Genomic DNA, 12,005 nt, shown 5'->3' with positions numbered 1-12,005 from the left:
CTCGGCTAGGCGCTCTGGGCCTCAACCGTGGGATGCGCATTTTACGCATCTCGCTTTGCCTGTCAATCACTTTCTTCAAACTTCGTTCAAATCAGTAATCAACCGACGGGACTTTGGAAATCAGGCACTTAGCGATGCCAACAACCTGAACCTCAAACCCCCTCTCCGCCGTCTCAAACACACTGTGTTCCCGTTGGAGAGGCGCGCATTCTACGGAAGTTTGCGCGCCATGCAAGCTCTTTTAGAAAATTAATTTTTCACCTTAACTTTCGCTCGCAACCTGTTGATTTATATAGAGCAGCAAGCTGCCATTCGTCAACAGGGCGCGCATTATTGCGGAGGGGCTTAAGGAAGTCAACCAAAAAACGCCGTCAGGAAACTATAGCCAAAGGACGGCGCATTACCAGTCAATCTGTCGAATTTTCAGTCGTAGGTTTTGCGCGCAACGCTCGATACTTACGCCACAACACCATCACCGGACCCGACGCCGCATAACCAGCAAAGATAGCCAACAATATGCGCGGGGGATCGATGGTGACTACAGCAAACCCCAACACAACGACCAACATCACAACAAATGGAACGCGGCCTTTAAAATCAACCTCTTTAAAGCTGGTGTAGCGAACATTGGAAACCATTAACACACCTGCAAAGGCGGTAACCAACGCACACACAACCAACAACATCCCTTCGGGCTTTAAATCTGCGCCAGCCCAGACCGTCCCAGCTACCAACGCCGCTGCAGCAGGAGATGCCAAGCCGACAAAATAACGCTTATCAACCACACCAATCTGCGTATTGAACCGCGCCAACCGGAGTGCGCCACCAGCGCAATAGGTGAAAGCTGCGGCCCATCCGAGCTTACCCAGATCTTGCAGTGCCCAACTAAACATAACCAATGCAGGTGCTACGCCAAACGAAACCATGTCAGACAAGCTGTCATACTGTTCGCCAAATGCGCTGCTAGTGTTTGTCAGGCGGGCCACTCGCCCGTCCAGACCATCGAGCAACATTGCTACAAATATCGCTATAGCCGCGGCCTCGAAGCTTTGATTCATACCCGCAATCACGGCATAGAATCCAGAAAAAAGTGCGCCTGTGGTAAACAAGTTTGGCAACAGGTAGATACCCTTGTGGCGCACTTTTTCCCCGTTTTCTTCCACCACTTCTACGTGCTCATCCACGAGCGTAGTAGTGAGGGGCTCAACGGGGGTAGTGTCTGCACACTCACCTTTCTGCCCTGAGGACTTAGACGTCTTGTTAGTCATAATTCAATCCAAAAATGTATCCGCTGTAGAGTCTATCATTCGGCACCCTTAGTCGCCTATGCGCCAACCATTTGTTATCGGATAGCGTCGATCACGACCAAAGCCTCGCTTGGTCAGCCTTGGACCGATAGGCGCCTGACGACGCTTGTACTCATTTAAATCAACCAGGCGCAAGACCTGACGCACCTGTTCCGCATCAAACCCCTCTGCCACAATTTGTTCCGCGCTACAGTCTTGCTCGACATAACGCTCGAGTATTGCATCCAAAACATCATAGGGCGGCAAGCTATCTTCATCTTTTTGATCGGGACGCAACTCGGCCGATGGAGGGCGATCAATCACGCTCACAGGGATCACTTCCGACTCGGTGTTTCGAAACCTAGCCAGCTCAAACACCACTGTTTTTGGCACATCTTTTAATACGTCAAAACCGCCCGCCATATCCCCATATAAGGTCGAATAGCCCACCGCCAGCTCACTCTTGTTACCAGTGGTCAACACCAACAACCCCTTCTTATTTGACAGAGCCATCAGCAGGACGCCCCGACACCGAGCCTGCAGATTTTCCTCGGTAGTATCCAATGGCAATCCTTGAAATTCTGCAGCGAGCCCATCAGTGAATGCCTTATATATGGGCTCAATTCCAATGGAGCGATAACGAACCCCCATGCGGCTCGCCTGATCAGCGGCATCCGTTTGACTCATGTCGGAGGTGTAAGTGAAAGGCATCATGACCGCATCTACCCGCTCAGGTCCGAGCGCGTCGACGGCAATAGCGAGGGTAAGCGCAGAATCTATACCACCCGACAACCCCAGTACAACGCCCTTAAAGCCATTTTTATTGACGTAATCCCGCACACCAAGCACCAGCGCACGATAAATGCTGGCCAAGCTGGGCAGATCGGGCGCATTTTCGCCCTTCACAAATTGAGGCGTGGAGCCAAGGGTCAAGGTGGTGAAGTACACACCCTCCTCAAATGCCGGTGCCTGCATGGCCAAACTGCCATCGGCATTAACCGCCATAGAGTGCCCATCGAAAACCAGCTCATCCTGACCGCCCACCTGATTCACGTAGACAATGGGCATACTCCCCTGCAGCGCCCGCTCTGTTAACAATTGCCTGCGCTCCTGGGTTTTACCGCGATGATAGGGTGAGGCATTGATGTTCAACATCAACTGGGCACCCGCAGCTTTGGCTTGCAACATTGGCTCGGGCTGCCAGATATCTTCACACACTGTCAAAGCAGTCTTGACGCCAGCGATATCCACTATGCACGCCTGATTGCCCGGCAGAAAATACCGTTTCTCATCAAACACTTGGTAATTAGGCAGACACTGCTTTGCATATTCCGCGACCAAGCTACCATCGCGAATAAGTCCCGCCATATTGAAAACGCGCCCAGCGACAACGCGGGGATAACCAATCAAAAGCGCCACCGACAAATTAGCCTGACACAGGGCGTCCAGCGCTCGATTGATGCGCCACTCCAAACTGGGGCGCATCAACAGGTCTTCTGGAGGGTAGCCTGTAAGCACCAATTCCGGAAAAATGATGAGATCAGCGGCTTGGGATTGCTCCGCCTCGCGCGCGGTACTGATGACTGTCGCGGTATTGGCGTCAATATCCCCCACCATTGGATTAATTTGCGCCAGCGCTAGCTTGATAGATGTAGATTGCATAACCACCACCAAATTTAGGGGGCGCCATTGTCGATGAAACGCGCCCTGAAAGCAAAATACCCCGCGCAGAAAGTCTGCGATATAGTAGTCGCCTATAAATGAGGCTCCTATGACTGCTACAGTACAAAAATCGACACAGGATGAGCTGTTAGGCCACCAAAGCACCTTGTCGCTACTACGCGTTTACAGCTACTACCGCGCCCTGCTCGGCAGCTTATTACTTTTTATTTTTCATGGCGGCCTAACCCCCAAGCTGCTTGGCAATAATTCACCGGAAATATTTTCCTATACCTGCATTGTTTATACGGCCATCAGCATATGGACTTTGCTATCACTGTGGCGCAAAAATTTCTCACCAACACAAAATCAACTCCTTGCACAGCTGTGTATCGAAGTCATCGCTATCACGCTTTTGGCTTACAGCAGTGGTGGAAATGCCTCTGGGCTTGGCTACCTGCTCATTATCACCGTAGCCTACAGCGGCATCTTTCTGAATCAACAACTTTCTCTACTACTCGCGTCCTTCGCCAGTCTAGCGTCAATCAGCTCGGGTGTACTGGAGGCTATTCACTCAAAAGGCAGTGACAACAGCCTCTTTGCCGCTGGCGCACTGGGCTTTCTGCTGTTCATCACAGCGCTGCTGTTTCGGTACATCACGAAGCGATTGCAAAGCAGCCAAGCGGAGGCCCGATCTCAAGCTGCCTACGCGCAACATTTACAGTCGCTCGCACAACAAGTTGTGGAGCGCATGAATACCGGCATCATTGCCGTCAATCGAGATCGCAGCTTGCTCCTCGTAAACAACGCCGCCTACCGATTGCTCAGCCGTCCGGCCAGCCAGCCATTAGCCGCACTACCAAATGACATCGCAGCCATGCTTGACCGATGGGAAACACATGGCGCGAGTCGCCAACAAATATACAAACCCGAAGGGTCCAGCAAAGAGATTCGCGTAAGTTTCGCCGCGTTGAAAATCGACCAACAAAGCGACACGTTAATTTTTCTAGAAGACAACCGCCAGTTAATTCAACAAGCCCAACAATTAAAGTTAGCCTCACTGGGGCGCCTCACTGCCAGCATTGCCCACGAAGTCCGCAATCCACTGGGCGCCATTAGCCATGCGGGCCAGCTGCTCGCAGAAGCACCGCAGCTGGACCCGGAGGACAAAAAGCTAACCGAAATTATTGCTCGGCACTCAGAGCGCGTGAACAACATCATTGAAAATGTACTGCAACTTTCCCGGCGTCAGCAGGTTAAAGCGCAAACCTTTGAGATCCCACAATGGGTTGATGGCTATATCGAAGAGCTAAAGAGTGGGCCGCATGCCAGCGCAAAAATATCGGTAGAACACATGGAACCTCAACTAAAGGGCACCATGGATACCTCTCAACTCCATCAAGTCATCACAAATATTTGTGATAACGGACTACGCTATAGCGCCCAACAGACAGGCATTGCCCAAATCCTCATCCGCACGGGCACAGACGAACGCTTTGGCCTACCATTTATCGAAATAATAGACGAGGGGCCCGGCGTTCCCAGCGAATTGGCGGGACAATTATTTGAACCCTTTAATACCGATAACCCTAAAGGCACAGGGCTTGGGCTCTACCTCTCGAAAGAGCTTTGCGATGCCAACGAAGCAAGCCTAGAATACAAGCCAACCGATTCGGGCAAAAGCTGCTTTCGCATTTGCCTCACCCACGAACAACGAGTGTTAAGTTAATGGGCAGCCAAGCGCTTATCGTCGACGACGAACCAGACATTCTTGAGTTACTCAACATCACCTTATCGCGCATGGGCGTGCAGTGCGACGCGGCAGAAACGGTTGCCGATGCAAAAACACTTTTACAAGCGGGCCAACACTACGACATCTGCCTAACCGACATGCGGCTACCCGATGGGAACGGCATTGAACTGGTCAAGCTTATTCAGTGCCAATACCCCAACACACCGGTTGCCGTGATTACTGCGCACGGCAACGTCGACACCGCCATCGAATCCATGAAGGCCGGGGCATTTGATTTCCTATCCAAGCCCATCGATATTGAGCGATTACGCACGTTGGTTTCCACCGCCATTAAAGTATCCGCCACCGAGAATCTGCCTGAAGACACCTTGCTCGTGGGTAAAACCGCGGCGATGAAACTGCTTAAGCAACAGATCCTAAAACTTTCACGCAGCCAAGCGCCTGTGTTAATTTCTGGCGAATCGGGGTCAGGAAAAGAATTGATTGCACGATCAATCCACCAACAAGGGCCTCGCGCGGACGCACCGTTTATTGCGGTAAACTGTGGCGCAATCCCAAGAGAATTGATGGAAAGCGAGTTTTTTGGCCATAAAAAGGGCAGCTTTACCGGCGCCAATATTGACAAAGCTGGATTATTTCAAGCGGCGGAAAACGGCACCTTATTTCTAGATGAAGTCGCTGACCTGCCAATGGACATGCAAGTTAAACTATTGCGAGCGATCCAAGAAAAAGCTGTTAGACCGATTGGCACACAACAAGAATTGCCCATCAACGTCCGAATTCTGAGCGCCACACACAAAAACCTGCAAGAAGAAATCAAACGCGGCAATTTTCGACAAGATCTTTACTACCGCATCAATGTTATCGAACTCTCAGCGCCGGCATTGAGAGATCGCCAAGAAGACATCCCTTCGCTCGCCGACGCCATTCTTGAGCGCTTGGCCAGCGAGTATAGCACCCCGAATGCCAGCCTCTCTTCGCAGGCCATGCAAGCGCTGATTAACTATAGTTTTCCTGGCAACGTTAGGGAATTAGAAAATATCCTTGAACGCGCCTATACACTGTGCGATAGCAACACCATTCAAGTAAATGACCTTCAACTGCAGTCGCCACAACACTCAAACACTAAACAAACGCACCAGCACGAGACGTTGCACGGTCAACCGCTCGACGAGCACTTAGAAGAAATCGAAAAAGATTTTATAGTCAACGCACTGGAAAAAACCAAATGGAATCGGACGGAAGCCGCAAAAGTACTAGGCATTAGCTTTAGGTCGTTGCGCTATAGGCTTAAAAAATTGGGACTGGAATAGCACTAAGGTAGGTATTTTAACAAATAGGCCGCCGCCACCTTTCCTAGCAATGCCATTTGAAATAGCATCATAAAAACAACCTACTAGCCAAGGACGGCCTCATGAAGCACAGCCAGGGACTGACGCTGATTAATTTACTGATCAGTCTGTCTATCATCAGCATATTAACCTTTTTAGTGATCCCTGGATTCGGCAACATCCTCTCCCGAAATCAATCAACGTTAACCATTAACACAATTAACAGCGCAGTCAATTTTGCTCGATCCAGCGCTATATTAGGCACAAAGCACATTACTCTCTGCCCAAAAGCGCCACTTGAAACTTGCGGGAAAGATTGGAGCGCCGGTCTAACCGTGTTTCACGATGAAAACCAAAATGGCACATTAGATGAAGAAGAGTCGGTACTGCGGACCATTGAGCTGATGGCGTCTGGCACGGTCAAATGGTCATCCTTTGGTGCGAACACCTACTTAACCTTTACCCCAATAGGCTTCACTAAAAGCCAAAACGGCACCTTTATCTATTGCCCCACCAATAAAGATGCCACGCTGGCCAAGGTACTCATCATCAACCGTCAAGGTCGCGCGCGGCCGGGCATGGACGTAAACAAAAATCGCATCCCCGAACGCGCAAACGGTGATGATGTGGAGTGTTAACTACAGACTTCTTTCCAACACCACTCGGACGTCTCAACCTCATCAGGCGAGGCGCCTAAGCCCGTTGCGAGGCCACTGGCCGAGTTATTGCGATCCCAGCCTTTACGCCCCGTAGAGGTCAGCACGAGGACTCCATTGCCAGCCTGCGCACCTATGGGCTCTGCAGCCAGGGTATACGCAGAACCGTTGGCAGCGTGAATCTTTAGGTTGTAATAGGTGGCGGAACCATCGATTGGCGATTTTGTCGAAAAAATAGCGGGCGCCCCGGTATCGGCAGCCGCAGCGGCCGCTTTCGCATAGGAACCCGTGGACGTGTAGTGACGTTCCATGGCTTGCGCCAACCCCTGCAAGGCAGCTTGGGCATCAGCGCGCCGCGCCTTAGTCACACTGTTTTGATAGGAGGGAATAGCAATTGAGGCCAGAATTGCCACAATCGCCACCACAATCATAATTTCAATCAGTGTAAAACCCTGTTGAACTCTTTCTGTTTTAATCACGATAAACCTCTTCCCAAGATAGTCGGCCTTCTTTAGTTCCTGCGCCAACATTAACTTTTCGGCTGGTAATGCTGCCATCACTGCCCGGAGTAAATTGAACATCACCCAAAATTCCCGACTTGGCAGGTAGACCATTGAGGAATTGACTACCCACATAATCCAGGTCGGCCGAATCAATGGTTCCATCATTATTGGCGTCGAATAATGCTTCTGTAGATTTCAAACCGGTGTCGTACTGCAATGACATTAGCCACCCACTACCACCAGCTTTACAGGGGGTATCGTCTGGAATGATGGTATTGAAAAATAAGGTTGTGCGACGCAGCAACGAATCAGACACGACACGTTCACCTTCAGTTACACCACTAGATGCAGCCGTAGGTCGATTCACCATATCCATGTACCAACCAAAATCGCTTGTCCAATCAATGTCGGCACCTTCAACGGTACGCAGTCCAGCGCTAGATACTACCTTGCGAGAAACTAAATGGCTGCGTAGCCGCTCTTTGCTGCCCTTATCCCATACAGAGTAGTAGGTCATAACATCAGAAGTATTTGACGCATCCGATGCCTCCAGGAATTTACCCGTGCCAAACATGACCAGTAGATTCGGAGAGTTAGAATTCGTCGTAGTTACGTTTCTATTTAACCCCAAAATTGGCGCAGAGGTGATTGGCTGCGCTTTTCCGCTAGCATCTTTGGCGGTAAAGAGTGGTTTAGGCGTAGCACCCTGTGAATAGGCCACATCCCAATTGCCCGCATTACTGCCATCAACATCGAAGGCCCACATGTTGCCACGCAAATCCCCAGCGTAGATCCGATCCACAACCTTGTCGCCATCCAAATCGACTAAGCGCGGGGTAGAGAGGCCATTGGGCGTTGTCAAATCACCCACTTCGGTATCGATTTTTTTGTAATCAGTTGCCGACCAGGTACCGTCTACACCTTCTTCGATATAAATAATGAATAATTTTGCTCTACCGTCACCGGTCGAGTTATAGCCATTACCTACGATGACCGCCCACTTTCCATTCTGCATCATTGCAATGGAAGGCTGACTGTAGGTATACCCTAAGTCAGCATCATCGTCGGCGGTGAATTCCCACATCACAACATCATCAGCATAGAGGTTCATGTTGCTATAACGGGTAGGGTCGGTGATATCCAGCGCAAATAAGCCCCGCCCTCCTGCACGCAGGCCACCAATTAATACGGTGGACCAATCACGTGCCGCCGTAGGCGAGGTTTTAACAAACACATCGGCTACTGAGGGCGTTAAATCCACATAGAATTTATGCGCGTAATTTTGATCTGCCAAATAATGCAGGCCTTTCTTAGCACCACTATCATCGAACAATGGCGTAGGTATATAAGCCATCACTTCCTGACCAGCAGTGGCACCGGAAATAGAGGCATCAACGCCGTGCAACATGCCGTCGTTGGCGCCGAAGTAGATAACTTCTTGACGATTTTTCGCCGAGCCCGCTTTAAAATCACTGTAGCTGTTTGTGCTTGAACCAAATTTTGAATTTTCCAGGTAATCGGGCCAGAACAATTCAGGCTTACCAACAAACACTGGGGTTGAATTGACGATGTCGCCCAAGACACTGCTACGAGCTCGAAGCTTGCCCGCACCACTTCCTTCGTTCGTTCGATCTCCGCGCAAATAATTCAGCACCCGCTGGCCCAGTGCGTCATCCCGAGTGCCGCTGCCGTTGTAACCTAGGTCGTCTTTTTGGGCATCCGATAAATTGGCCCAATCAAAGACCACACCATCGGCAGCTTTGGTAATAATATTTCTCGAAGATGGCGCCTGACTGTCCATTTCGGTTGCAGCATCCCACGCCTCCGGCTGGATACTACCGGTATCACTAAGTGGCAATGCAATAAGACTACCGCTCCATCGCGCGGTATTATATTTTGCTTGATATACGGCGCTGTCTGAACTCAACTGGCTCGAGTTAAATGCAACCGATGCCACAGAGCCCACTTGCGCCTTTACACTTGTCGCAATGTTATTGAGCGAATCCACCAGCGCAGTAGCATCATTTGCGATGAAATATTCTCCACCGGCATTGTCGGCCGCGCGCTTTAACAACGGAAGATCAATGGCAAAACCGATGGTATAACTGGAGATATTATTCACACCTTCCAGATCGGGGCGCAAATCCGTTTCATACAAGGCCTCGGCAATATCGTCAAAGTCACCAGAATCTGTATCCGCCAAACTGGCATCTTCGGTGTGGCTTAAAGTGTTATCACTCCACTTGCCAAGATCATCGCTATAACCTGAATCATTAGTAGGGGCACCATCGGTCATTGTGATGATGAAGTTCTTTTGACAAGAATATTGTATCGGGGAAGTACTTGGCGCGCTGCCATCTGAATATTGAGGTTCGCGACTAAAAACATCGTGACTATCTTCGGTTTTATCGATGTATTCCGATTTCAAAACTATTGGCTGATCACTACCCTCTACAAAATAGCGACCCAATGTTGCCAGCGCTGTGCCCAAGGGCGTCCACTGATCGGCATTAAAGGTATCCACCGCCGTGAGCAATGCGGCGCGATTTGCGTCAACATCGACCAATTGCTTTTTAATATCGGCTTTATTGGTAGAGTTAGTCTCAGTACCCACAAAACCGGCGAGGCCCACATTCATTTTCGTCAGGCCATTAGTACTGGATGTACCAATGACGCTTTTAATGGAGGCTCGAGCCACTTCAATACGATTCAATGTGCCAGGTTTTCTTTGGCTAGCACCAAAATTATCCCCACCAGACTGATCGGCATTGGAAAAATACCAATTTAGATAGTTCCCAGAATAACTGCCAAACCCACCATCAAGATAGCCAACATAGGTATCCGTTGCGCCAAAGCAACGTCCACCACCGCCACTGTTATCGGTTGCATCATCCGCCCACCGATACCAAGTGCCTCCACTTCGGAGGTACACTCGGTTCGATCCATCTTTACCTGCATAGTCAAAACTGGCGACTTTAAAAGTCCCAGAACAACTGCCATAGGTAACAGCGGAGTCATAGGCCCCAGAACCCTCAACAATAGCCGCCATAGAACCCGAATTATCGATTAAAAACATGATATTCGGCTTCGCAGATCCTGACACCGCCAATGGCACTTCTGATAAAGCGACTGGAGCAGCAGCCGCTGCACAGGCCCACGCATAGGCAGTCACGCCACAAAATGTTGCTAACTTAAATTTTGACATTTCATACACCTCTGCGCGAACGCATTACAATCGCTTGCCGTAATAAGACACCACCAGCCGTTCAGCTGTGCCACTCATGCCCAGTGCGCGAGCAACTACTTTAAAAGCCGTTACATCGCCGCCACCGCTGGTTTGACCGTATCCCATCATGTTCACCCCACCCAGCTCGTCGTCAGGCACAGGGATAATGCCCAGCTCCTCAATGTAATAGCTGTAGTCGAGCGTCTGCCCATTGACAGTCATAGAACCGCTCATGGTCTTGCCGCTAACCCAATTACCGCTAGCAAACAAGTCAACCGGGCCCTTGTCTTTTTTGTAGTAGCCGCCAGTACCGTCATCGCTAAAACCTGAAGTACCGGTCAATGCCTCTATTTTTGCCGAGGCATCTACCAGTGCAAATTCTGCTGCTTCACGCGAAAGGTGTGCATCGCGCACAGACGCGGTCATCTTTTCTTGAAGGACGACCTGCTGATTACTAGACAACACTAAAATAGTAAGCACCAATAAAATAATTAAACTGATCGCAAGCACAGCACCACGTTGTTGTTTCATACCATGCCTCCTTAAAGCGTTCGGTTGCGAATATTAATGGTTAGCGAGTAAGTACGCTCTAACGGCGCAAAAGTGCCCGCGCTGGCGTTCGTAATATTGCCTTCACTTACCGTGGCTACTGACAATTTTATGGCCAGCACATTGTCCATATCTGCGACGACATCAGCGTCGCGATAGACGTCCACTGAACCGTCATTATTGGTGTCTTCACCGTAAGAAAACTGCAAGTCGTCAACATTGCGTACAATTTCGCTCGCCACACCTTTGTCCACGCGATACAGGGACCAGCTAGCTGAGGGATTTTGCCCGACGAAATATGTGCGTTCAAAGGGGGTAGAAATTTGTGCCCCCGCGGTATAAGTGTGCGACATTTTTTTGATCGCATTATCAACCATACCCGCACCTATGCTGCCCGTGTTATGTCCAAGATTTACCTTCTTTAAGGTAGTGGCCGTCGCTAAATTAAGGGCGTTATTGGCGGTATTCGAGAATCGATCGGCACCGGTACAATCAGACACCATTAAAATAGCGCCCTTGGGGACAGACACACCAGGTGCAATACTGAGATGAATCGTGGCAGAAACCTCTACCATGTAGGGATCCACAATTTTCACCCCAGACATTGGCAAAGATCCACGCAAGGTGATGGTGTCTGTCGCGGGCTTGACGGTAATACTATTGATCTGCTTTACCGGGGCGGCAGGAATATCGTCTTCACCTTCAATGGCATCTTTACCCACCAAATCACCTGCCATTGCAGCGTAATCTGGGTCGCTCGCATCCAAATGATCGTAAATTGAATCACTATCGGGCGCGCAGCCCCAGTAGTCGGCCATGCGAATATCGCGCGCAATAAATTCCGTGGCGATTCGACCGCTTTCCTGCACCTCGGCATAGGCCTGCTGTAAATTGCCCGATTGTTTATTGGCATCGAAAATTTGCAGTACGCCGAACAACAATGTTGCACTTAAACCTAAGGCGATCATGATCTCGATCAGTGAGAATCCGGCCTGCCGTGCATGTGATGTCGCTATTTGTTTAAAAGTCATATACCGCTCCA

General features: G+C 50.0%; 10 protein-coding genes. 4 read left to right on the top strand and 6 right to left on the bottom strand.

The features are described from left to right. Nucleotides 1-253: hypothetical protein (locus tag FHS30_RS17000; RefSeq protein ID WP_221197360.1), on the top strand; the 253-nt coding region annotated here is incomplete at its 5' end. A 154-nt stretch (nucleotides 254-407) separates the two neighbouring features. Here the strand turns inward: FHS30_RS17000 and pssA are convergent. Continuing rightward, complete coding sequence (gene pssA / locus FHS30_RS16460) at nucleotides 408-1,268, bottom strand: CDP-diacylglycerol--serine O-phosphatidyltransferase (RefSeq protein ID WP_183911628.1); 861 nt, start codon at nucleotides 1,266-1,268, stop codon at nucleotides 408-410. A 48-nt stretch (nucleotides 1,269-1,316) separates the two neighbouring features. Beyond that, the gene (locus tag FHS30_RS16455; RefSeq protein WP_183911627.1) at nucleotides 1,317-2,948 is read right to left on the bottom strand and encodes an NAD+ synthase; all 1,632 of its coding nucleotides are present in this window, start codon (nucleotides 2,946-2,948) and stop codon (nucleotides 1,317-1,319) included. Nucleotides 2,949-3,057: 109 nt separating this feature from the next. On the opposite strand from FHS30_RS16455, the gene FHS30_RS16450 reads away from it, so the two are divergent. The 3 genes from FHS30_RS16450 (at nucleotide 3,058) to FHS30_RS16440 (ending at nucleotide 6,667) form a co-directional block, all read left to right on the top strand. After that, a complete protein-coding gene (locus FHS30_RS16450; RefSeq protein WP_183911626.1) occupies nucleotides 3,058-4,674 on the top strand; it encodes a sensor histidine kinase in 1,617 nt (538 codons plus the stop codon). Further along, entirely contained in the window at nucleotides 4,674-6,011 is a 1,338-nt protein-coding gene (locus FHS30_RS16445) for a sigma-54-dependent transcriptional regulator (RefSeq protein ID WP_183911625.1), read from the top strand. Before FHS30_RS16450 ends, FHS30_RS16445 begins: the two co-directional genes overlap by 1 nt. A 101-nt stretch (nucleotides 6,012-6,112) precedes the next feature. Continuing rightward, complete coding sequence (locus FHS30_RS16440; protein ID WP_183911624.1) at nucleotides 6,113-6,667, top strand: GspH/FimT family protein; 555 nt, start codon at nucleotides 6,113-6,115, stop codon at nucleotides 6,665-6,667. Here FHS30_RS16440 and FHS30_RS17335 read toward each other — a convergent pair. The 4 genes from FHS30_RS17335 to FHS30_RS16420 are packed head-to-tail and all read right to left on the bottom strand — an operon-like array spanning nucleotide 6,664 to nucleotide 11,994. After that, nucleotides 6,664-7,164, bottom strand: a complete 501-nt coding sequence (locus tag FHS30_RS17335) for a type IV pilin protein (RefSeq protein WP_343049257.1) — start codon at nucleotides 7,162-7,164, stop codon at nucleotides 6,664-6,666. The two genes, FHS30_RS16440 and FHS30_RS17335, sit on opposite strands and share 4 nt — an antisense overlap. Further along, nucleotides 7,157-10,393, bottom strand: a complete 3,237-nt coding sequence (locus FHS30_RS16430; protein WP_183911623.1) for a pilus assembly protein — start codon at nucleotides 10,391-10,393, stop codon at nucleotides 7,157-7,159. The genes FHS30_RS17335 and FHS30_RS16430 overlap by 8 nt, the downstream gene beginning before the upstream one ends. A 24-nt stretch (nucleotides 10,394-10,417) precedes the next feature. Further along, complete coding sequence (locus FHS30_RS16425; protein WP_183911622.1) at nucleotides 10,418-10,945, bottom strand: pilus assembly PilX family protein; 528 nt, start codon at nucleotides 10,943-10,945, stop codon at nucleotides 10,418-10,420. Between the two features lie 11 nt (nucleotides 10,946-10,956). Beyond that, nucleotides 10,957-11,994 (bottom strand): PilW family protein, encoded by a 1,038-nt coding sequence (locus FHS30_RS16420; RefSeq protein WP_183911621.1) that lies wholly within the window; start codon nucleotides 11,992-11,994, stop codon nucleotides 10,957-10,959. Nucleotides 11,995-12,005 lie beyond the last annotated feature (11 nt).

Origin of the sequence: Simiduia aestuariiviva (assembly GCF_014192475.1) — a bacterium.
GTDB lineage: Bacteria > Pseudomonadota > Gammaproteobacteria > Pseudomonadales > Cellvibrionaceae > Simiduia > Simiduia aestuariiviva.
Note: the sequence above shows the minus strand (reverse complement) of the source record. Positions and strands in the feature narration are given on the sequence as shown.